Here is a 21581-nt window from a genome sequence, read left to right as displayed (position 1 = left end):
CGGCCCGGGTCACCGGTCTTCGACGCGTTCTCGATCTCACGGCCACGTCGGAGCGAAGTCACGGCCCGTTCGGCTCTGCGCCAGTAGGGTTGCCATCCATGTCGCGAACAGCCCCGCCACCGGCGACGCGCTGGATCGTGGGATCCGTTGGACTCGTCGTGGTGGTCTACCTGTCCACGGTCGCCGTGAGACCGCAGCTCCTCGACCGGCTTCCGCTCTGGCTGAGCTGGTTTGGCAGGCCGGGATCGATTGCCAGCATTGCCCTGTCGGCGGCGGTACTGGTTGCGGTCTGCGTGGCGATCACCCGTTCGTCGGGCACCCGCCAATTGGTGGGGGTGTCCTTCACGCTGATCGCGTTGCTCGTCTCCGTCAGCGCGGTCCTGGGCCTGAGCTCGTACTGGGCCTGTCACGACGCCACCCATCCCGCCTTCTTCACGCCGATGATGGCCACCGCGCAGCTGGTGAAGGGCGGTACCGGCGACTACTCGCTCGGCGGCCACGTCTGTCCCTACCCGACCCCGGTGGGGCTCGAGATCGCGCGCCTGGCTGCTTTGTCGGCCTTCTTCACCGGCGTCATCGGTGTGGTGGCCGGGGTGTTCCGCACCCAGACCGACCGACTGCGCTCCGGCCTCGCCACCTCGGTCACGGCCGTCGTCGGCCTCAGCGACGACACGCTGCCCGTCATCAGCCGGGTGGCACGCACGCTGGACCGCCGCGAAACGCTGGTGGTACTAACCGGAGTCGACGACGCACGGATCGAGCAAGTCCGCCGGCGCGGTGCCCACGTGGTCCTCGTCGACTTCGACGACGAGGCGTCGGTGTTGTCACTTCGCCTGTGGTGCAAGCTGGAACGACTGCACCTGCTGGGTGCGGACCCGGCACTGAACCTCCTGTGGCTCGACCGGATAGGCACCCGGCTGGCCGACGTCGGCCACCGCCGCCGCGTGCCACTGACGGTCCGCATCGACGATCCCTGGCTCGCCGAGGCGTGGCGCGCCCAGCAGTTCGGCGGCACCGACGAGCGATGGGCGGCCGACGTCGTGGGCAAGTACCAGGCCACCGCCGTCCGGCTCGTCGAACGCATCCGGGCACTGGGCACCGTTGATCGCATATTACTTTGCGGCGGGTCACAACTCATGTCGGCGATTTGCGCCCACGCGTCCCGCGACGCGGTCGAGCGGGCCTTCTACTGCCCGCCGGATTCCGCGCCGCCGCCAACGTTGACCCTCGTCGGCGTCGACGCCGAACAGTTCCTCGACGACCACCAGCTCTACTGGCGCCGACTCGGCGTCGACGCTGCCGGCCCGGTCATCGACGCGGTCGCCCAAGCGCCCACCGTCGCGACGCTGCAACGCCTGCTCGCCGGCACGGACCCGACCGGCACCGCCGTCGTCCTGATCAACACCGACGCCGCTCTTGCGTCGCGGTTGGCCGCCCGCTTTCCGCAGACCGCCGTGTTCGCACCCGACGTGAACACCGCGTCGGTCGACGACGCCATTCAGGTGGCGGGCCGGTTGCAGTCGTATTCGCCCGCGTTGGGCATCGAGGACGGCGAGGACGTCGTCCAGGACGTCTGGGAACGCGCCGCGATGCTCATCCACGAGCGGTACGTCGCCACCCGCGATCCGGCCGCGCCGCGCACCTCGACGTCGGTGCCCTGGGCCGAACTGTCGGACTTTCACCGCGGCTCCAACCGACGCATGGTGCGCAACGTCCTGTGGATGGTGGAACGGGTCGCCGGGCACACCTGGAACACCGTGGGTGACGCCGTCGAGCACCCGGTGACCAACGCAGACGTCGACGGCCGTTCTCCCACCGAACAATTGGCGGCGATGGGCATTGGCGCCGACGCCGCACTGGAGATGGCCCGCCTCGAACACGAGGATTGGCGGCGCTACTACCACCAGCACGGGTGGCGGTCCGGGCCCGTCCGCGACGACGAGCACCGCACGCACGACAAGCTCCTCGGCTGGGACGCCCTGGAGACCGACGAGCGATTCGTCGAGGACGCGGTGCGCAGCCTGGCGGCCACGCTGTGGAGCCTGCGCCGGCTGGGGTACCGATCTCGGCCGCTGTGGCGGTCGTTCGCGCGGGTCGGCACCGTCACCGCCGAACGGCGGGACGAGGCGTTCACCTGGACCTCCGACGGCGGCCAGACGATGACGGCGGCGGCAGGGGACTGGTCGGTGCGCGACCAGGACGACCGGGTGTGGTCGGTGCGCGACGACATCTTCCGCGACAGCTACGACGAACTGGGCGACGGACGGTGGCGTCGACGGGGCGGTGTGCAGGCGCGGCCCGCGCGGGCCGGCGAAACCGTCGACACCCTCGAGGGCCCGACGACCGCGCGCGAGGGCGACTGGATCGTCCGGGGATCCCGCGGCGAGGAGTGGCCCGTTGGCGCCGCGGAGTTCACCCGCCGCTACGCCGCGGAACCCGAGCGGCACCCACGCGGCGAGCCGGAATCTTGACGGCAGCGTCGGTTTGCGGAGCTCGGGCCCGTCACCACTGCTAGCGTGGCGGATCGCGGGTGCCGGCAGACGTCGGAGAGTCGCCCCACTCCCGGACCCAGGAGCGCACGGTGGCGTTGTTCATCAGCTACTCGCGGCAGGACGCCGCCGATCTGTCGGAATTGGCGGCAGCGCTGCATCGCAGCCGCCAAGACGTCTGGATCGACCAGGAACTCGGCGGTGGGGACGCCTGGTGGAACACCATCTGCGAACGCATCCGGGCCTGCGACGTGCTGGTCGTCGCGCTGTCCAACCACTGGCTGCGATCCAAGCCCTGCCAAGCCGAGCTGCGGTACGCCCAAGCGCTGAACAAGCCGATCCTGCCGGTGCGCATCGGGCCGGTCGACAACATGCGGGTCAATTCGCTGGCCGAGCTTCAGATCGTCGACTACGAGACGCCGACCGCGCAGTCCGGTGTCGAGTTGATCACCGCGGTGCACGTGCTGACCGCGCAACCGCGGTCGCTGCCCGACCCCCTACCCGAGCAACCCGCCGTCCCGTACGGCTACCTGATGCGGCTCGGTGATGCCATGGCGGACAAGGAGATATCGCCTCAGCAGCAGCTGCAGATGCTCGTCGAGCTGAAGGCCGGTCTCGACGAGGACGGGGACGATCCGAGCGCCCGCAGCGACATCGCGCAGCTGATGCGCATGCTACGGATGCGTCACGACGTGACCTTCCGTACCCGCACCGAGATCGACAACGTGCTGGCATCGCTGGAACCCGCGTCGGCGCCACCGGAGCCCGAACCGCCGGCTGTGCCGAAGGCGGCGGCCGTGCCGGCGACTCCCACTCCCCAACGGGGAGGCGCGGCAGCGATGACGAGCAAGCGCTGGATCATCGTCGGGGCGGCCGTCGCCGTGGTCGCGGTCGCCATCGGGGCCGTCCTGCTGACGACCAGCCGCGGCTCCGCCGGGTCCGCATCGCAGGAAAGTTCGTCGGCTGCAGCTGGCGCACCGGCGGCGTCCGACCTGTCCGCGCTGCTGTTGACGCCACAGGAGATGGGTTCCATCATCGGTGATCCCACGCTGCTGGCCGACCAGGGTCAGGAGCAACGCCCGCGGATCAGCATCGGAACGTTGTCCACCCCGGGTTGTGAGGGCGCCTTTGGGGCTTTGGAGGGATCCGCGTACGAGGGGGCGACTGGTCTCGGCGCCGTGCGCGGCGAACCCGTGCATAGCGCCGGCCCAGACCCGCGGCATCGCGTCTACCAGGCCGTCGCCCGCTTCACGTCCGCCGCCGACGCGTCGTCGTTCGTGCAAGAGCAGGCGACGCGCTGGCAGGGTTGCGGGGGTACCGACGTCACGTTCACCTCACCGCAGTCGACGCAGTCGTGGAGCTTCTCGCCGCTCGGGGGAGCCCCGCCCAAGATCTGGATGTCGCGTCGGGTGGCGGACGGCGGTGCCACCGGTTGCCACCACACGTTGGAGGCCGTGTCCGACGTCGTCGTCGACGTGGACACCTGCAGCGCAGACGATCCCGTGGGGATCGCCGGCCGGATCGCCAACGCGATCATCGACAAAGTCTCCCGCTAGATCGACACGCACGGGAAACCGATTGAAGAATCGCGGTGCGGACCGCCGCCCTGCCTACCGAACCATCGCGGTGCACGCGCTGTGGCACACAGGACTTCCCGCGGCGCGGCGCAGGGTCGGAAATGTCTGGCAGTCGCTTTCACCGCCGGGCTACCAACAGGTTGTGTCAGATGACGAAACGAAGGTGGACTGGCGGTGCCGGCGGCCATGCTGAGCCCGTGGCACTCGGCGGCGCCCGTGCTCAAGGCGGCGACGCCGTCGTCGCAAACGGCGAATATTTCACACCGGCGGGACTGGCGGAGCTGTCACGATTGCCGACGGTACATGCGCGGCGTGAGGCCGGGTGGGGACCGAAATAACTTAGGCTGGCGGACAGGATGCGGTCGCGTTGCGTCCCCCGCAGGCGGCCGGAGCGTCCGTCAAAGGTGTTCAAAACCATCGCCGGTGAGACGCCGGAAGCCAACGAAACGTCCCACATCGTCATCACCTCCGAAATAGAACTTACCGCTCCTCTGGGTGCGCGCGACGACGTCGAGTTGACACGTCCACGGATCGGCCGCATTATCGGTAAATCGATTTACCTCACGTGGCCGCCTACGCCTCGAAGGAGTCCGAACGCCGTGCCCATTTCGCATCCTCGCCGCAACGCCGTCAAGACTGCAGCGGCAATGGCTCTTGCGTTCGCCATGATCGTCTCGGCCTGCAGCGGTGGTGATTCCACGACACCCAATGCCGCGCCCACCGATCGCGTGCTGAAGCTTTCGTTTCTTCAAGACCCCGGTCAACCGCCGGACCCCGATGTGTTCTACGGCACCCAGGGCCTGTTGCTGACGACCAATGTGTACGAGGGCTTGCTTGGCTTCGCCCGCGGAACGGCCACCCCCACACTCGTCCCCGGTCTTGCCACAACGTGGACGGCGTCTGCGGACAACACCACGTTTACCTTCGAGCTGCGTAAGGGGGTGTCGTTCCACGACGGCACCCCGTTCGTTGCGTCGGCGGTCAAGGCCTCATTCGATCGGCGCGCGGCGGTCGACCAAGGCACCGCTTACATGGTCGACGACGTCGCCTCCGTCGTGGAGCACGGCGATCACGCCGTCACCGTGACGCTGAAGTCACCCGACTCGACCTTCCTCTACCAACTGGCCTCGCCCTACGGTCCAAAGATGCTCAGCCCGACAGCACTGGCCGCCAACGCCGGATCGGACCATGCACAGACGTACCTGACTACCCATGACATCGGTACCGGCCCTTTCACTCTCAGCGAGGCGAAGGTCGGTGATCGTTATCAGTTGAGGTCATTTCCCGGCTACTGGGGCAAGAAGCCCTTCTACTCAACCGTCGACATCCCCGTGGTGAGCGACACGTCGGCTCAGCAGTTGCAGCTCGACAGCGGTTCCGTCGCGGCGATCCTGCACGACATCCCGTCCTCGGCGGTCAGCTCCTACACCTCCAATGCCAAGTTCTCGACCTTCGTATTGCCGACCGCGGTGTCGGATTACATGTACGTCAATCCCAAGACGTTCGTCATGTCCAATGTGCAAGTGCGACAGGCCCTCCTGCAGGCGGTCGACGTCGATGCCCTCGTCGCGAACGCGTACTTCGGCCGCGGCACCGCCGCCAAGCAAGCCTATCCGGCCAACATCAGCGATCCACGGTACGCCGTGCAGAACATTGCGCACGACCCCGCGAAGCTGACGACGGCCGTCGCGGCCCTCCCGGCCTCTCAACGGGCGGTGACGATCGGCTTTGACTCGTCGTCTCCGGACAACCAACAGGTCGCCAACCTCTTGGTCACCCAACTGGCAGCGTCGGGATTGACCGCGACGGTCACCGGTTTCCCGGCGTCGCAGATCTTCGGCTGGGTGAACGATCCCGCGGGAGCTCCGGACATTCTCGTCAACCTCGGATTCCCCGACGCCCCAACCCCGTACCTCTGGGAACACATCAACTTCGATCCCGACGGTGGAGTGAACTTCTTCAAGTGCTCCTCGCCACAGGCGACTGACCTCATCGCCCAGGGCCGCAGAACCGGTGACCTCGAGGCCTTCTCGAAGGCCGCCGACGCGGCGATCGCTACGGGTTGTTGGCGCAATCTCGTGGACGTGTCCGACTTCATGGTGGCCCAGCCGTGGCTCAAGGGTGTGGAGGCGGCGCACGACGTGGCCACCCCTACGAGCCTGGCTCTTGCGGAGCTCTACCAGTGAGCACCCCGTGGTGGGTGGGCGGAACGGTCTACCACGCGTACGTCAGGTCCTTCCGGGACTCCGATGGTGACGGATACGGCGACCTCGGTGGTCTGATCGAGCGCTTCGATCATTTCGTCGATCTTGGCATTACGGCGCTGTGGCTCTCACCGATCACCAATTCACCCGATCACGACTGGGGCTACGACGTCAGTGACTACCTCGATGTTCACCCCGAGCTCGGCACCCTCGCCGATCTCGACGAACTGGTGGAGGTCGGTAGCCGGCACGGCATCCACGTCGTGATGGACCTGATCCCCAATCACACCAGTGCGTCGCACCCCTGGTTCGTCGAGGCCAAGTCGTCGAGGAATTCCTCGACGCGTGACTACTACGTCTGGGCCGACGCCGCGGCGAACGGCTCGCCGCCCAACAACTGGGTCGACGACACCGGGGAACCGGCATGGACCTGGGACGCGGACAGCAAGCAGTACTACATGCACAACTTCCTCGACCTGCAGCCGGATTTGAACTGGTGGAATCCATTGGTGCACACCGAGTTCGACCGAATCATCGACTTTTGGCTTGACCGCGGCGTGGCGGGTTTCCGCATCGACGTGGCGAATGGGCTCTACCACGATCGCGAGCTGCGCGACAATCCGCTGAACCCACGCGCACATATCTGGGACACCGAGGTGCAGGGCCGCTACGGCATCGAGCACGTGTACAACTTCAATCGGCCGGAGGTGCACGACGTCTACCGGCACTGGCGCACGCGCACCGAATCGCGTTCCACGCCGGCGCTGTTGATGGGGGAGACGTGGGTAGCCCGCGTCGACGAACTCGCCGCGTACTACGGCGACGACGATCAGCTGCACCTTGCTCTGAACTTCCCGTTCCTGTTCGCGCCCTTCGAGCCACCCGCACTTGCGCGGATCGTCTCCGAGAGCGTGGCGGCGTTTCCGGCGGGAGCGGTGATGGTGTGGGCGGGATCCAATCACGACGTGCCGCGCGTGGCGACCCGGTGGGCCCAGAACGATCCCCGCCGGGTCAGGCTCGCCCAGACGCTGCTGGCGACGTTGCCGGGCGCCTACGTGCTCTATTACGGCGACGAACTCGGCATGGTCGACAGCGACGTGCCCGATCACCTGCACCGGGATCCCCTCACCGCCGGGCGTCTCAACGGGCAGTGGCCACGGGACAACGCACGTGCGCCGATGCGGTGGGACGCCTCGCCGTCGGGCGGCTTCAGCAGCGGCGAACCGTGGCTGCCGGTGCATCCCGTCGTCGAGCAGAACGTGGCCGACCAGCTCGCCGATCCCACCTCGATGCTGGCACTGCTTCGAACCCTCATCGCGGTGCGCAGGCATCATCTGTCGGATCTGACGGCGATCTATCGCGACGTCCACGTCGACGCGTCGCGGTGGGTGTACGACAGCGGCCCGCTGCGCGTGAACGCCAACTTCTCGAACGAGACCGTGTTCATCGAGCCGTGCGACGCGCCGCTGCTGTCCAGCCTCGATGTCCGACCCGACGTTCTCGATCGCCTGCGACCCTGGGAGGCGGTCGTCAGCCTGCGGACCAGTCCACGTCCGTAGAACACGGTCCCGGGGCCTTCGGGGTCGAGAACGCATTCAGATGAACGTCACTCGACGGGCGTACGCGTGTTGTCGAGGGACAACGTGCGGCGTCGGCTGGCCATGTGGGCAAGCTTCGCGTTACCTCCCGTGATTCGCGCAGATACGGGTCCGTTGGCTTGGAACGTGTTGCTGCCCAAGCATGGATTCTAGGCACGCCACAACGCCCACGAGATCGTGAAGGTCTGCGTTGTCATCTGCGCACCGGGCTCCAGCCTCCCAGGCGTGCGCTAGCGGCGATCGCTTCGCCGACGAGTACCTGCTCGCGTCCGTCGTCGAACGTCGGGTAGCCGGCGTTGCAAGGTGCAGTCTCGTCCACGGCGTCGTACACGGCGCGAAAGAGGGCCTTGAATGCGTCGGGATATCCCTGCGCGTGGCCCGGGGGATAGTCTCCGTCACCGCGCACGAGTGCCTGATTCGGTTCGTCGCGGTGTCCGATCCACAGTTGATCGGGAGTCTCGGAGTTCCACCCGAGCGACGCCGCCGAGCCGCTCACCTCGAAACTCAGTCGGTTCTTTCGTCCCGGAGAGACCTGTGACAAGGTCAGCACGCCGCGAGCGCCGCCGTCGAAGCGGAGGAGTACCCCTGCCATGTCCTCGGTCGTCACGGCGACGCCATCCCGGTTCGGGTACACCGTCGTGAGGTCGGCCAGCACCGACTCGACCCGCTGGCCGCTGACGTGACTCACGAGATCCAGCCAGTGCGAACCGATGTCGCCGACGACGCGCAGTTGTCCGCCGAGTGCGGGGTCGACGCGCCAGTTCCAGTCGGCCGCATCGGCCAACCAATCCTGGAGGTAGTGACCGGACACCATCCGAACGGTGCCGACCGATCCGTCGTCGACGCGTGCGGCGGCAGTCTGACAGAGTGGATAGAACCGGGACAGAAAGCAGACGGCGTTGACGAGCCCGCGTTCCGTGGCGAGATCGCAAAGTTCCTGCGCCTGAGCGGGTGTCATCGCCAGCGGCTTCTCGCAGACGACGTGCTTGCCGGCTCGCATCGCTGCCACCACCTGTGCGTGATGGAGGTGGTTGGGCGAGCAGACGTGCACGACGTCGACGCTGTCGTCGTCGAGCATCTCCGCGAGGTTCGCGTACACCGGCCCCAGACCCGCCGCCGCCGCACGTTCCGGAGACGAGCCGACCACCCCGCGGACGTCGACGCCGATCCGGGCCAGCGCCTCCGCGTGGACGCGGCCCATGAATCCCGTTCCGACGATGGCTGCAGCACTCATGTTCGGAAGAGGAACCTTTCGACCCGGCCAAGCCGCAGCACGACCGCGAATGCGAGCGCGACGACGGCGATGAAGAACGCGGACACCGCACCCAGAGCTGGTGAGATGGCCCCACGCAAACCCGAGTAGACGAAGACGGGCAGCGTCTGGTTGTCGATGGTGGTCAACACCTGGCTGACCACGAAGTCGGTGATGCTGAGCACGAATACGACCAGCGCGCCGGTCACGATGCCGGGTGCCAGCAGCGGCAGTCGAACGAAGAGGAACTGTTCGACGGGGTCGGCACCCAGCGTTGCCGCCGCGGGACCGAGATCGGGGTTGGTGTCCTCGATCGCGGCGAGCACCGTCCAGAGCATGAAGGGAAAGCAGGTCACTGCGACCGCGATCGCCACGGCAGTCAGGCTGCCGCGCAAGCCAATTCGGCCGTACAGGTCGAAGTAGGCGAACGCCGTCACGATGGTCGGTGAGCTCAGGCCCAGCGACAGCAGCACGGTGAACGACGTTCTGGCGTAGCGGCCAACGTGGGGAAGGGCCAATGCGGCGGGCACGCCGCAGACGACGTTGATCAGGACGCTCAGACCGGCGACGAAGAGGCTGTTGCCGAGCGCGGTCCACACCGCGTCGGAGGTGAACATCTCGGTGTACCAGCGGGTGGTGACGCCCTGCGGCGGAAATGTCAACACCTCACCCGGTGACAACGACGCCGTGACCACTAGCACGGTGGGCGCCAGCAAGGGCACCAGAGCGCAGGCGGTGACGATCGCGGCGACGCGCACCCGGGTCATCGTCGCCGCCGGTTGAGGGTGAGGATGAGGGCGGTGCCGAGGCTGACGATCAGCAGCATCGCGATGCCGATCGCCGCGCCTGCGGGCGGATTGCCGAGTCCAAGGTAGCGATCCTGCAGGAAGTTCGACACGAAGTTCTTCAGTCCGCGTCCGAGGATGGCCGGGTCGGCGAAGGCGGCCATGGTCAGTGCGAAGCAGGCGGCCAATGCGGCCACGATGCCCGGGCGCAACTGCGGAAGTGTCACGCGACGGAAGGCCGTGAACGGCGGGGCACCGAGAGTGGCTGCGGCGGCGGCGAGTTCGGGGTCGATCCGCAATACCGCGGGCAGCAGGACCACGACGGCAGCGGGCAGGAGGGTCTGCACGATGCCGATGCCGACGCCCCAGAGACTCCCGACGAGATGTAGGCCGGTCAACCACTCCAGTGGGCCGCTCGGTCCGATCGTGACGAGCAGCCCGAAGGTTCGGGTGATGTCGCCGGTGAGCATGGGCACGAACACGCCGATGAGTAGGGCGAGTCTCAGTCCTCGCCGCCGCACCTGAGTCAGCGTCAGGGCATAGGGGATGGCGATGGCGACCGCGACCAGCGGGGCGATCAACGCCATCGTCACCGTCCGGGCCAGGACGGTGTGGAACTGCGAATCACCGATCAGACCGGTGTATTGCTCGACGGACAGCGGCCCCTCCACGGCCAGGAAGCTGTCGTAGGTGTGCAGGCTGCGCACGAGCAGCACCGCGAGACCCGCGACCAGCGAGCCGGCCAAGATCAGACCAGGGACGAGCGCCATCACGCGCAGCAGTCGAGCGGGTACGACGCGTGTGAACGCCGAGCGCACGGTGATGAGTAGGTCGACGAGTCGCCAGATCGGTGACCTAGCACGGGATTCCAGGTCGTTCCATTGCTCGCTGACGGCGCGGGAGTGCACGGTCAGGCCTGTGTCACGATGGGGACGTCGGCTGCGTTCCAGGCAACCACGACGGGATCGCCGACGTCGTGCACCGTCGTGCTCCGCCCAGCCGGGACGTGTACGGCTGCAGTGGGGCCGCACTCGAGCTGAACCTGATAGAAGATGCCCTGACCGTCGAAGGCGGAGAACAGGATTCGCCCGTCGAGCCGGTTGTCGTAGCATTGCGGGGTGCCGTCGGCGGCGAGGAGGCGCAACCGTTCGGGCCGCATCACGGCGGTGGCCTTGCCCATCGGAACGGAGGCGTCGACGGTGACGGTGACTCCGGAGCTGTGCAGGCTGCCGTGACCGTCGACGGATCCCTCCAGGAGAAGGGGGTCACCGAGAAAGCCGGCAACGAAGGTGCTCGCCGGGTGGGTGTAAAGATCGGTGCCGCGTCCGCACTGCACGATACGGCCCTTGTCCATGACGGCGATGCGGTCGCTGATCATCAGCGCTTCGCGTTGGTCGTGGGTGACGTTGACGATGGTGACCCCCAGTTCACGATGAATGCGGGTGAGCTCGAGCTGCATCGTCTCGCGCAGCCTGCGGTCCAGCGCCGACAGCGGTTCGTCGAGCAGCAGGATGCGCGGTTCGTACACCAGCGCGCGGGCCAACGCGACGCGCTGGCTCTGCCCGCCACTGAGTTCGCTCACCGCGCGGTGCCGTAGATCGGGGAGTTGCACCAAGTCCAATGCCCTGCCGACGCGCTGCGAGATCTCACGGCGGCCGACTCGCCGCATCCGCAGCGGGAATCCGACGTTGTCGCCCACCGACAGATGCGGAAACAGCGCCAGCGACTGGAAGACGACGCCGAGTTCACGCGTGTGGGCGGCACGGCCCGCCATCGACTCACCGCCGATGACGATCTCGCCGCTGTCGGCGGCGAGGAGGCCGGCGATGATGCGCAGCAGCGTGGACTTGCCCGATCCCGACGGCCCCAGCAGGGTGAAGAACTCGCCGTCGCCGATCTCGACGGACACGTCGTCGAGGACGGCCACGTCGCCGTAGGACTTGCCAATGTGCTCGACCCGGATGGCGGCGGTCATGGAATGAGCCCTACCGCCCGATCGCGCCGTCGAAGGCCTTCTGCCATGCCTCGTCATTCTTGGCCATGAGCGCAATGGGCGCCACGATGGCCTCGTCGGCCTTGAGGTCGTCCGCCGAACGTGGGAAGACGGCCTTGTTGTCGGCCATGTACTTCGGCACCGTCGCATCGGGGTTGACCGGAACGAGGCCGAGCTTGTCGGCGACGGCGGACTGGACCTCGGGATCGAGCAGGTAGTTGGCGAAAACTTGTGCGTAGTAAGCGTTGTTGTCCGGAATGCCCTTGTGGATGTAGTAGGAGTCACCGACGACGTAGAGCCCGTCGGTGGGAGCCACGAGGGCGATGGGTGCACCGGCGTTGATGGCTTGAATGCCAGAACCGGTGTTGGATATCGCGACCTTGACCGAGCCGTCGGTCAGTGCGGTCACGACGTCGGCGTTGGAGCCCAACTGAGCGAGATTCGGTCGTAACCCGGCTATCTTCGCCCAGACCGGATCCATGCCGGCCGGTGGGTTGTCGGCGGGGTTGACACCCATCGACTGCGCGAAGCCAAAGGCGGTGCTGGAGTAGATGGTGTCGACGGCAAGGCTTTGCGCCAGTTCGGGTTTGAAGAGGTCGTTCCAGGTCTTGACGGTCGCGGGGTCGACCTTGTCGGTGCGGACGATGAACGGCACCGAGAGTGTGTAGGGGTTGACGTAGCTCCACGCCGTACCGTCCTCGTGCCCCGCTGGGGCGGCCGTCTCGGCGGTGACCTTGGCGAGGTTGGGCGCCAGCCGCGGGCTGATCGGAATCGTCCACCCGCGAGCGGCATTGGTGTATGCGCGCTGTTGCGCGTTGAAGCTGGCGTCGGCGGACGGGCGCTGTCCGGAGGAGATCTCCTGGTTGAGCTTGGCGTAGCTCACCGCTTCGTCGGTGGTGTCCCACACGATCGGGATGCCGGTGTCCTTGGTGAACTTGGCGGCCGCGGTGTCGGCATAGACCTTTTCTTGGTCCCCACTCCAGATCCGCACGACCAGACGGTCGGGTTTGGCCGGCGGCTCCGAGGGGATTGCCGAACTGCCGGTGCTGCCGGCCTGGTTGGTGTTCGCACTACCGCAGGCGGACACGCCCGTGACGGCGAGAACGCTGACGGCGGCAACGGCGATGACCCGGGTGATTCTCATCGAACTCCTCAGTGGGGAAGCAGATCGGTGGAGTCCAGCGGCATCATCGGCGCCAGGTAGCGGTATCCCAAGACGAGCGCGTTGGGCTCCTTGCCGAGCATCTCGACGATGTCGGCCTCGCCCTCGATCTTCGACAGGGCGGCCCTGGCGAAGACTTCGTCCTCGTGTTCGATGTCGAGGTTGCCCTCGTAGCCGACGTCGGTCAGCGCGGTGATGACCTTGCGCCAGTCGATGACACCCCACCCTGGGGCCCGGAAGCGCCACCAGCCGTTGCCGAATCCGCCGACGTCGCCAAAGGCGTTGCCGTAGAAGCCGAGCCGACCGCGCTTGCGCTCGTCGATGTCGATGTCCTTGGCGTGGAAGTGGACGATGCGGTCACCGAAGTCGTGGATCGCCTGGATGTAGTCGATACCGAGGAACGCCAGGTGTGACGGGTCGATCTCCAGGCCGAGTGCGCGTGACGGGACGGCCTCGAACATGGCGGCCCAGATCTCCGGGCTGAACGCGATGTTCTCCCCGGTGCGGTTCTTGTGGTGCAGCATTGGGCAGTTCTCGATGCCAATCCGGATCCCGAGATCTTCTGCCTCACGGGCGAAGTCGGAGAACAGTGCGGTGAACGGCTCCATGCAGTCCTCGACCGTCCACCCCGGCGTCATCCCGACGAACGTGCAAACGGCGGGGACCTCCATGCGGTCGGCGAGCTGCATGACCTTGCGGAAGTAGCGCTGGTACTCGGCGGCCTCGGCCTCGTCCGCGGCCAGATAGTTCGGGTAGTACCCAAGTGCTGAGATCTCGATGCCGCGGCTGTCGAGATCGGCGCGGATCTCCTTGATTCGTTCGTCGGTGACGTGGTCGGCGTTCAGCGCGGACTGGGGCCAGGCGGACAGCTCCATCGAGGTGAATCCCGTGTCCTGGGCGAATTGCGCGATGTCGCGGCTGTAGTCGGTGTAGAAGCCGAGCCTCATGAGATCCCTTACAACGGTGGGTCTTGCTGACGGCTTCGACGCTATGAGACCCTTCCGTCCGTGTCGAGAACAACTTGCGTCTGATCATGACAGAAGAAATTAGGATGTCGGCGCTGCAGCGCCAGGTCGTGTCGGTGCTGCTGATGCGCGGTCCGCTGGCGCGAGGAGAACTGACCGACCTGCTGGACGTGTCACGGTCCCGGCTGTCCCCGGAGGTCGGCTCTCTGCTGACTAAAGGGGTCGCGCGCGAGATCGATTCGATGATCTCAACCGGGGGGCGACGGGCAACGCGACTCATCCTGGGGGACGGCACATTTGGGGTGGTGGCCGGAGTGGACATCGACGCCGGTGGGGTGTCGATTGTGTTGATGCATCTCGACGGCACCGTGGTGGCACGACGGTTGGTGGAGTGCGGGACGCCGTCGGAACCGGGACCGACCTTGCGGGCAATCGACAACACCTTGAAGGCGGAGGTGACGAAGGCGCGGTCGTCGCTCCGCCTCATCGGTGTCTCGATCGCCGCCGACATCGACAACATGGGGTTGGTCTCGGAGCCACCGCCGACGATGCCGGCCTGGGCGGGGGTGGCGATTGGTGAACACCTCAGGAAGCGGTTCGGGGTGCCGGCCCACGTGGAGAACGACGTGAACGTGCTCGCGGTCGCCGAGCGGGCGCGCGGGGGACCTGCAGCGGGGCTGCGAAATTACGCCGTGGTGAAACTGTCCAGCGGTGTGGGTTGCGGACTGATGGTCAACGGCGTTCTCGCCCGCGGCGGCGATGGATACGCCGGTGATCTCGGACATGTGTGCATCGACCCGTCCAGCGAACTGACGTGCGCGTGCGGGAACACCGGGTGCCTGGAGGCGCTGGTGTCCGCGCCCGCGCTGGTGCGCGAGGCGGAGGCGCTGGCAGCTTCGGGGGCGAGTCCGGTGCTCGCGGAATCGGACCCGCTGACACTCGAGGCAATCGGCCGAGCGGCACTGGCGGAGGATCCTGCGGCGACAGCGCTTCTGCGTGCAGCGGGCCGACACGTGGGGTACGCCATTGCCGGGCTGGTGACGATTCTGAATCCCGCCGCGGTGTTCTTGTCGACCGGAATCCGGGGTGCCGAGGACGTGGTGCTGTCGGCGGTGCGGCAACGGGTGTACGAGCACGCGCGACCCGCAGCAACACGGGGACTGATCATCGGAACCTGTCAGCTGGGGCGAGACGACGGTGCGGTCGGGGCGGCCGAATTCGCGTGCCACGCGATGGCGACGCAATAGGCGATCTTCGATGCTACGGCGCCCCAGACCCATTGGCGCGCCGTGGTGAGTTGTCCAAGGGAAGCTTTCGGCGCCCAGCTGGTGCGGGTCGTCACCTGGACTACACGCGGTGCGGCGCGGATGAGTCAGGTCGGTGCCAACTCGTCCGATGCTGGCGAGCAGTCGCTGCTGGGGAGGCTCGCTGGCACTGGGTCCACGTCATGCATCCGCGGCTCAGAATGGGGCACACGGTGTCGTAGGTGCCGGGACGGCTCGGCGGTCGTCCACGAGTCGGTCAAGCGCCCTTGGCGTGATCCGGCGGTGGGCCGGTCGACGCACGCACGACCAGCGTGGTTGGGAAGATGACCCTGCGCGGGCCGTCTGCGGCGTGGTCGATGAGCATCTGCGCCGCAGCCCGGCCCTCCTCGACGAAGTCACGATGCACTGTGGTGAGCCCGGCCTCCGACGCGGCGGGGATGTCGTCGAAGCCGACGACCGAAATGTTCCCGGGCACGGCGACACGGCGCCGACGGCACGCCCGCAGAATTGCCAACCCCAGTTCGTCCTTCGTGACGAGAAGAGCCGTTACGTCGCAGCTATCCAGGAATTCTTCCGCTGCGACAGCGAATCGCGGTGCGGTGAGCCCGCCCGCCTCGAAGACCGGTACTGAGGACCAACGGATCCCTGCGGCCCGCAACGCGTCGCGGTAGCCACGCAACCGCTCGCGCGGAACCGCCTCTTGTGTCGCCTTCAGCCGTGCCGCCGTCACGAATCCGCTGTGCCCATCCGGGGCCAATCGGTCGACGATGATGCCGATCTTCTTGTGTCCTTGAGATGTCAAGTGCTCGGCCGCGCCCCGCGCGGCGGCTCGGTCCCCAATGCCGACGTAGTGCGCGGCGTCGTCAAACGGGGCGTCGATCACCGCCATGGGCAAGTTGCGGCCAATCGCAGCCACGACGGCAGGATGGTCGTCGGGCATCGAATAGGCCAGGAAGCTGTCGACCAGACTTCGTCTCACCACCGTCGCATAACGTTCCTGGTGTTCCGAGATGTCGTCGCCGGGCGCCAGAGGCGGAAAGGGCAACAGCGCCAACGACACGTCGGACTTTTCGGCAACTTGCGCGACGCCCTTGAGGATCAACAGGGCCGAGGCATCGTCGAAGGCGAAGGACAGCGACTCGGTGAACATGACGCCGATTGCACCGACGACCCCCGTGCGCAGAGCGCTGGCCGCCGGGTCGGGGCCGTGATAACCAAGTCTGCCCGCCACCGTGAAGATGTGGTTGCGCTGGGTCTCGGAGAGCCGACCGGTGCGGCCGCGGAAGGCATTTGAGACCGTAGCCGGAGAAACTCCGGCCGCGAGTGCGACGTCCTTCATCGTTACCACGGCCCGACTTTACTTCAAGCCGAACGGTGGCCGCCGGCCTCGACAGCAGCCGCGTCTTTCACGTCATCACTTGACAGACCGGCCCTCGTCGACTCTCATCAAGATAAATCGATTTACCTGCCTTAAACGGCTTGGGAGCTCGTCGATGCGCCGGCGATCAAGTGAGCGGGTTGAGCAGACGACGGTCGTGAGGGCGCATGGGTCTCGACACGGAGCACATCCACGAGAGGACGCCCGCAAATGCGGCCACGAACGAACGTCCTATGATAAGAATAAATCGTCCTACAAAATTACGTTACGGACCCACCGCCGGCGGGAAGGATCGCGTGTGACAGTCGCATCCTCGCCGTTGCGCGGGAGGCTAGGCGAAATCGGCATCGGGCAACCGCATCACGTCTGCACGCATGTGCTGCAGATGGCTGCGCATCCCCTCCTCGGCTCGGGCGGCGTCGCCTCCGAGGATCGCGTCGGCGACCGCCTGGTGCTCGACGACGGAGCGGTCACGCATATGTGGCGACGTGTCCGCGAGGACCTGTCGGAACTGGACACGAAAGGTTTGAATGTGCAGCTGATCGACCAGCTCGGTGAGCCGGTCATGACCACTGAGCCCGACGATGACTCGGTGAAATCGCAGATTCTCGTCGACGTAGCTTGCCAGGTCGTCGGTGTGGGCGACGTCGCGCATCGTGGCGGTCGCATCGATGAGCCGCTCTCGGTGGCCCGGGGTGTGAATCCCTTGGGCGGCAAGCCGGGCCGCCAGGCTCTCCAACGCCTCCCGCAAATCGTAGAGATGCGCGACGTCGCGGCGACTGAGTCGACGCACCGACGCGCCGCGGTGCGCCTCGACCACCACGAAGCCGTCACTTCGCAATCGAGAGAAGGCCTCGCGCAAAGCGTTTCGCCCAACACCCAGTTCGGCCATCACATCGTTCTCCACCAACCGTTGACCAGGAATATAACGGCCGTCTCGAATCCCGTCCCGAACAGCCGCCACGGCGCGATCCACCGCCGACCCGGACGTGCGAGGAGGGCCCTGGTCGGTCACCGACGACCCAACTCCGACAGAAGACGGCCCAGCATGTTTCATTGCCTCCCTCAGCGATCCCACCCACGATCTTGCCCTAACGACCCATGGATGCCTGCGTCCGACGTGCCGGCCGCATCGAGGAAGGTGACCCGGTGATCCGGACGGTGCGATTGTGGACGGGCGAAGACGGCCGCTCCCACTTCGAAGCCGGTCACATCGACCTCGCTCCCGGGCCCAACTCCGAGCAGGTATCCAACGGCTTCGACGTAGTGCACAGCTCGTTCTCCCAGACCGGCTCCGGGGGTTCGTTGGGGTGGCACACCGCCCCGACGAGGCAATTGGTCGTCACCCTCGGCGGCACGCCATCCGTGACGACCCCCGACGGCAGGAGCGTCAGGCTCGGCCCAGGTGACGTCATGCTGGCCGAGGACACCACCGGCTCGGGACACCGATGGCAGCTCGAGGAGGGCGGTCAGCCGTGGCAGCGCTTGTACGTCGTCCTCGGCGAAGGGGCCGACGTGCCCTTCATCGCAGCCGAATCCTAGCGGTGTCGAAATTCGTCGACACGCAGACCTCCGACGAAAGGGATTGCCGCCGTGCTGATGCCCACCGATCAAGAGACGCTGCGTCTGGTTCTCGCGCGAGGGGGCACCAGCAAGGGGCTCTACTTCCACGCCCAGGACATCCCGTCCGCCGGGCCTGAGCGTGATGCCCTGCTGTGCCGCCTCATGGGTTCGCCCGACCTCAACCAGATCGACGGGCTGGGTGGGGCCAAACCCGTCACCTCGAAGCTCGCGATCATCAGCCCGTCCACGCGCGACGACGCCGACGTGGAGTACACGTTCGGGCAGGTGCAGCTCGACCAGTCGAGCGTGGACTACAGCGGGAACTGCGGCAACATCTCCTCGGGCGTCGGCCCGTTCGCCATCGACGAGGGAATGGTCACGCCCGTCGCGCCGACGACGACCGTGCGAATCCACAACACCAACACCGACAAGATCCTCGTCGCCGAGGTGCCCGTCGTCGGCGGTCGAGCCGCCGTGCAAGGGGACGCCGCCATCGCCGGAGTCCCGGGAACGGGAGCGCCGATCACGATGGACTGGAAGGGCACGGTGGGTGCGGCGACGGGCAGCCTGCTGCCCACCGGTCGCGCCACCGACTACGTCGAACTCGAGTCCGGTGCGACGGTCTCGGTCTCCATCGTGGACGCCGGCAACATCACCTGCTGGGTCCAGGCCGGTGAGGTGGGACTCACCGGCAGCGAGCAGGCCGCCGAAATCGAGAACAACGCCGATGTCATGGCGACCCTGTTCGAGATTCGGGCCAAGGCCGCCGCTCTGGCCGGTCTGGTCGACGACTGGAGTACCGCCAACAACCCCCACAGGGGGCTGCCGCTGACCGGCGTCGTCGCAGCGCCAGGCGACTACACCGCCGCCGACGGAACCGGTGTCGACTCGGACGCCATGGACTTAAGGGTACGGCTGATCTTCCTCGACCGGCTGCACCCCACCATCGCCGGCACCGGGTCGATCGGTCTAACGGCCGCGTCGCGCGTCGCCGGCTCGGTCGTCGAGCACGTAAGCGCCGCGAAGCCCGACTCCGGACATCTCCGTATCGGACACCCCGGCGGCGTGATGACCAACTACGTCGAAACAGATTCTGCACCGGGCGATTCGACTTCGACCTATACCAAGCTCGCGATGATCCGCACGGCGCGCCGCCTCATAGCCGGGTTGGCATACGTGCCCACCGAGGACCGTCCACAGCCGGTAGCTGGCTCGTCCACCGGCGTCGTGCACGAAGGAGAGTGAGCGCAACGTGAAGACCGTCACCGTCAAGGTGGAGAAGTCCGACACCAACATCGCCAAGGATCGACAACTGACCTACCGGCTGGTGCGGGCCGCACTGAACGCCGGTGAGGTCGACGACGACATCGCCGACCTGGTGATCGACCGGCTGATCGACTCCGTCGCCGTCGCCATTGCAAGTCTGACGACCGAGCCCGTGGCCCGGGCCATGGCCGCCGCCAAGGCGCATCCCCGACCGGGTGGCGCGACCTTGCTGGGTCTGACCCCGGACGTCACGGTTCACGCAGAATGGGCCGCCTATGCCAACTGCTCCGCGGTTCGGCACCTCGACTGGAGCGATGCCTTTGGCGGCCGAGACTATTCGCACCCCAGCGACGTCTCGGCGACGATGATTTCCGCCGCACAACAGACGGGTCGCACCGGCCGTGACGTCATCCGCGGCATCGCCCACGGTTATCAGGCGATGTTGGCGCTGGTGAACGGTATCGGCCTGCACGAATACGGTGTCGACCAGATGTGCAATCTGGGAACCGCCGTCCCCGTCGGTCTCTCAGCAATGCTCGAATTACCCGTGGACGTCGCGTACGAAGCCGTCCAGCTCAGTTCGTTCCTCTCCACTATCACCTTTCAGATGCGGACCGGATTCATCTCGACGTGGAAGGCCAACGCCCCCGGCTTCATTGGCAAGACCGCAATCGAAGCCGTCGACCGGGCCATGCGCGGCGAGCAGTCGCCGACGCCGGTATACGAAGGACCGTTCGGCACCATCGCGACGCTGCTCGGTGGGGCGGACAGCCAGTTCCACATCGAGATCCTCGAACCCGGCGAGTCCCCCCGATACATGAACCAGTCGATTCCCAAGCAGTGGGCGGCCGACTACCTCGCCCAGCCGTTCATGGATCTGGCCTTCGAAATCCGTTCCCAGATCACCGATCTAACGGCGATTGAGTCGATCGTGGTCACCGGTTCGGAAGGAATGCACGTCGTCGTCGGATCGTCGGATCCGCTCAAGTATGACCCCGACGCGCCCCGCGGCACCATCGACCACTCGCTGCCCTACATGCTGGCCGCCGCCCTCGAGGACGGCTCCTGGGACTTCGACAAGTCGTTCAGTAGCGAGCGAATCCACCGGCAGAGCACCGTTGAACTCTGGAGGAAGATCCGCACCCAGGCCGACCCGAAGTGGACGAAGGCCTATTCCTCGTCCAACCTGGCGACGCGCAGGTTTGGCGGCGAGATGACGATCACGATGAAGGACGGTACGTCGACGAGCTACACCAAGGACAACGCCAACGCGTTCATCTATCCCACGCCGTGGGGGCGTGCGGATTACGTCGACAAGTTCATGACCGTCGCCGACCGATACCTCGACGACGGCGAGAGCGCCCGCTTCCTCGACACCGTACAGAAGTTGCCTGGCTTGACCACCGAGGAGCTGCGCGGTCTGTTCCCGGTCGTCAAGACAGGCGTCATTCCCGAGGGCGGACACGGTGTCTTCTGACGGCGCCATGCGGCTCGACACCGTGACCGACGACCGTAGTGCGTTGCTGCTGATGGACTTTCAAGTCGGAGTTGGGGACCAGCCGTGGGCGCAAACCGCGGTGGCCAACGCCCGCCTGGCGTTGACGGCGGCGCGAGAACGCCAAATGCTGGTGGTCTACACCAAGGTGGCTTTCGCGCCCGATTATCTCGACGTGTCACCGTCCAGCAAGGCGTTCTGGCCCTACCGGCAAGGGGACCTCCTCCGCCCGGAGGCCAGCCGGCTCGTCGACGAGTTCGAGCCAGCCGCGGGGGAGCCGGTCGTCGAGAAGAACCGATTCAGCCCGTTCGCGGGCAGCAGGCTTGGGTCGATTCTGCGTTCTCAGCGGGTGTCGAAGGTGGTATTGGCCGGAGTCAGCACCAGTGGCGTGGTGCTCGCCGCGTTCACCATGGGGGAGAACCTCGACCTCGGCATGACGCTGTTGTCCGATGCGTGTGCCGACCCGGACGGCGATCTGCACGACTCCCTGGCGGGCAGGCTGTTTCCGCGGTCCGCTGAGACCGTCGCAGCCGCAGACTGGGCCGCAGGTACCGCTAGGGTCGCGCGCCCTTGATCCCATGGATTGCCT

17 protein-coding genes are annotated in these 21581 nt (G+C 66.5%); 9 read left to right on the top strand and 8 right to left on the bottom strand.

The features are described from left to right. The first annotated feature begins 98 nt into the window (after positions 1-98). The 4 genes from H7K45_RS28810 to H7K45_RS28795 all read left to right on the top strand — a co-directional run bounded on the left by H7K45_RS28810 (position 99) and on the right by H7K45_RS28795 (position 7829). On the top strand, positions 99-2471 hold the full coding sequence (locus H7K45_RS28810) for a hypothetical protein (RefSeq protein WP_263999588.1): 2373 nt from the start codon (positions 99-101) through the stop codon (positions 2469-2471). Positions 2472-2530: 59 nt separating this feature from the next. Then, on the top strand, positions 2531-4045 hold the full coding sequence (locus H7K45_RS28805) for a sensor domain-containing protein (RefSeq protein WP_263999587.1): 1515 nt from the start codon (positions 2531-2533) through the stop codon (positions 4043-4045). 620 nt (positions 4046-4665) lie between these two features. Beyond that, complete coding sequence (locus tag H7K45_RS28800; RefSeq protein ID WP_263999585.1) at positions 4666-6252, top strand: ABC transporter substrate-binding protein; 1587 nt, start codon at positions 4666-4668, stop codon at positions 6250-6252. After that, positions 6249-7829 (top strand): alpha-amylase family glycosyl hydrolase, encoded by a 1581-nt coding sequence (locus H7K45_RS28795; RefSeq protein WP_263999584.1) that lies wholly within the window; start codon positions 6249-6251, stop codon positions 7827-7829. Before H7K45_RS28800 ends, H7K45_RS28795 begins: the two co-directional genes overlap by 4 nt. 232 nt (positions 7830-8061) lie before the next feature. Here H7K45_RS28795 and H7K45_RS28790 read toward each other — a convergent pair whose 3' ends face one another. Genes H7K45_RS28790 through H7K45_RS28765 form a run of 6 tightly spaced genes read right to left on the bottom strand, consistent with a single transcriptional unit; the run spans position 8062 to position 14007 of the window. Then, positions 8062-9102 carry a Gfo/Idh/MocA family protein gene (locus H7K45_RS28790; RefSeq protein ID WP_263999583.1) on the bottom strand — a complete coding sequence of 347 codons (1041 nt, stop codon included), beginning with the start codon at positions 9100-9102 and terminating at the stop codon, positions 8062-8064. Further along, the gene (locus H7K45_RS28785) at positions 9099-9878 is read right to left on the bottom strand and encodes an ABC transporter permease (RefSeq protein ID WP_263999582.1); all 780 of its coding nucleotides are present in this window, start codon (positions 9876-9878) and stop codon (positions 9099-9101) included. The genes H7K45_RS28790 and H7K45_RS28785 overlap by 4 nt, the downstream gene beginning before the upstream one ends. Before the next feature lie 5 nt (positions 9879-9883). Then, on the bottom strand, positions 9884-10813 hold the full coding sequence (locus tag H7K45_RS28780) for an ABC transporter permease (protein WP_263999581.1): 930 nt from the start codon (positions 10811-10813) through the stop codon (positions 9884-9886). Positions 10814-10815: 2 nt separating this feature from the next. Continuing rightward, a complete protein-coding gene (locus H7K45_RS28775; protein ID WP_263999580.1) occupies positions 10816-11880 on the bottom strand; it encodes an ABC transporter ATP-binding protein in 1065 nt (354 codons plus the stop codon). Positions 11881-11890: 10 nt separating this feature from the next. Continuing rightward, the gene (locus tag H7K45_RS28770) at positions 11891-13042 is read right to left on the bottom strand and encodes an ABC transporter substrate-binding protein (RefSeq protein WP_263999579.1); all 1152 of its coding nucleotides are present in this window, start codon (positions 13040-13042) and stop codon (positions 11891-11893) included. Positions 13043-13050: 8 nt separating this feature from the next. Beyond that, on the bottom strand, positions 13051-14007 hold the full coding sequence (locus H7K45_RS28765) for a sugar phosphate isomerase/epimerase family protein (RefSeq protein ID WP_263999578.1): 957 nt from the start codon (positions 14005-14007) through the stop codon (positions 13051-13053). 86 nt (positions 14008-14093) lie between these two features. Between H7K45_RS28765 and H7K45_RS28760 the strand changes: the two genes are divergently transcribed. Continuing rightward, the gene (locus H7K45_RS28760) at positions 14094-15272 is read left to right on the top strand and encodes an ROK family protein (protein WP_263999577.1); all 1179 of its coding nucleotides are present in this window, start codon (positions 14094-14096) and stop codon (positions 15270-15272) included. Positions 15273-15546: 274 nt separating this feature from the next. Here H7K45_RS28760 and H7K45_RS28755 read toward each other — a convergent pair whose 3' ends face one another. Both H7K45_RS28755 and H7K45_RS28750 read right to left on the bottom strand, forming a co-directional pair. Beyond that, complete coding sequence (locus H7K45_RS28755; RefSeq protein WP_263999624.1) at positions 15547-16629, bottom strand: LacI family DNA-binding transcriptional regulator; 1083 nt, start codon at positions 16627-16629, stop codon at positions 15547-15549. A gap of 370 nt (positions 16630-16999) precedes the next feature. Beyond that, positions 17000-17725 carry a GntR family transcriptional regulator gene (locus H7K45_RS28750; protein WP_263999576.1) on the bottom strand — a complete coding sequence of 242 codons (726 nt, stop codon included), beginning with the start codon at positions 17723-17725 and terminating at the stop codon, positions 17000-17002. A 44-nt stretch (positions 17726-17769) separates the two neighbouring features. Between H7K45_RS28750 and H7K45_RS28745 the strand changes: the two genes are divergently transcribed. Genes H7K45_RS28745 through H7K45_RS28730 form a run of 4 tightly spaced genes read left to right on the top strand, consistent with a single transcriptional unit; the run spans position 17770 to position 21566 of the window. Continuing rightward, on the top strand, positions 17770-18210 hold the full coding sequence (locus H7K45_RS28745) for a cupin domain-containing protein (RefSeq protein ID WP_263999575.1): 441 nt from the start codon (positions 17770-17772) through the stop codon (positions 18208-18210). Between the two features lie 57 nt (positions 18211-18267). Further along, the gene (locus H7K45_RS28740; RefSeq protein WP_263999574.1) at positions 18268-19476 is read left to right on the top strand and encodes a 2-methylaconitate cis-trans isomerase PrpF family protein; all 1209 of its coding nucleotides are present in this window, start codon (positions 18268-18270) and stop codon (positions 19474-19476) included. 7 nt (positions 19477-19483) lie between these two features. After that, positions 19484-20974, top strand: coding sequence for an MmgE/PrpD family protein (locus tag H7K45_RS28735; RefSeq protein WP_263999573.1), 1491 nt, complete (start codon positions 19484-19486; stop codon positions 20972-20974). Then, a complete protein-coding gene (locus tag H7K45_RS28730) occupies positions 20964-21566 on the top strand; it encodes a cysteine hydrolase family protein (protein WP_263999572.1) in 603 nt (200 codons plus the stop codon). The genes H7K45_RS28735 and H7K45_RS28730 overlap by 11 nt, the downstream gene beginning before the upstream one ends. Positions 21567-21581 lie beyond the last annotated feature (15 nt).

It is taken from the genome of Mycobacterium yunnanensis (assembly GCF_025823185.1).
GTDB classification, from domain to species: Bacteria; Actinomycetota; Actinomycetes; order Mycobacteriales; family Mycobacteriaceae; genus Mycobacterium; species Mycobacterium yunnanensis.
Note: the sequence above shows the minus strand (reverse complement) of the source record. Positions and strands in the feature narration are given on the sequence as shown.

What these genes read in the sequence shown, in the direction of transcription:
- H7K45_RS28810 (WP_263999588.1), top strand. Translation starts at nt 99, where the DNA reads ATGTCGCGAACAGCCCCGCCACCGGCGACGCGCTGGATCGTGGGATCC.
- H7K45_RS28790 (WP_263999583.1), bottom strand. Translation starts at nt 9,102, where the DNA reads ATGAGTGCTGCAGCCATCGTCGGAACGGGATTCATGGGCCGCGTCCAC.
- H7K45_RS28775 (WP_263999580.1), bottom strand. Translation starts at nt 11,880, where the DNA reads ATGACCGCCGCCATCCGGGTCGAGCACATTGGCAAGTCCTACGGCGAC.
- H7K45_RS28770 (WP_263999579.1), bottom strand. Translation starts at nt 13,042, where the DNA reads ATGAGAATCACCCGGGTCATCGCCGTTGCCGCCGTCAGCGTTCTCGCC.
- H7K45_RS28765 (WP_263999578.1), bottom strand. Translation starts at nt 14,007, where the DNA reads ATGAGGCTCGGCTTCTACACCGACTACAGCCGCGACATCGCGCAATTC.
- H7K45_RS28760 (WP_263999577.1), top strand. Translation starts at nt 14,094, where the DNA reads ATGACAGAAGAAATTAGGATGTCGGCGCTGCAGCGCCAGGTCGTGTCG.
- H7K45_RS28755 (WP_263999624.1), bottom strand. Translation starts at nt 16,629, where the DNA reads ATGAAGGACGTCGCACTCGCGGCCGGAGTTTCTCCGGCTACGGTCTCA.
- H7K45_RS28750 (WP_263999576.1), bottom strand. Translation starts at nt 17,725, where the DNA reads ATGAAACATGCTGGGCCGTCTTCTGTCGGAGTTGGGTCGTCGGTGACC.
- H7K45_RS28745 (WP_263999575.1), top strand. Translation starts at nt 17,770, where the DNA reads ATGGATGCCTGCGTCCGACGTGCCGGCCGCATCGAGGAAGGTGACCCG.
- H7K45_RS28740 (WP_263999574.1), top strand. Translation starts at nt 18,268, where the DNA reads ATGCCCACCGATCAAGAGACGCTGCGTCTGGTTCTCGCGCGAGGGGGC.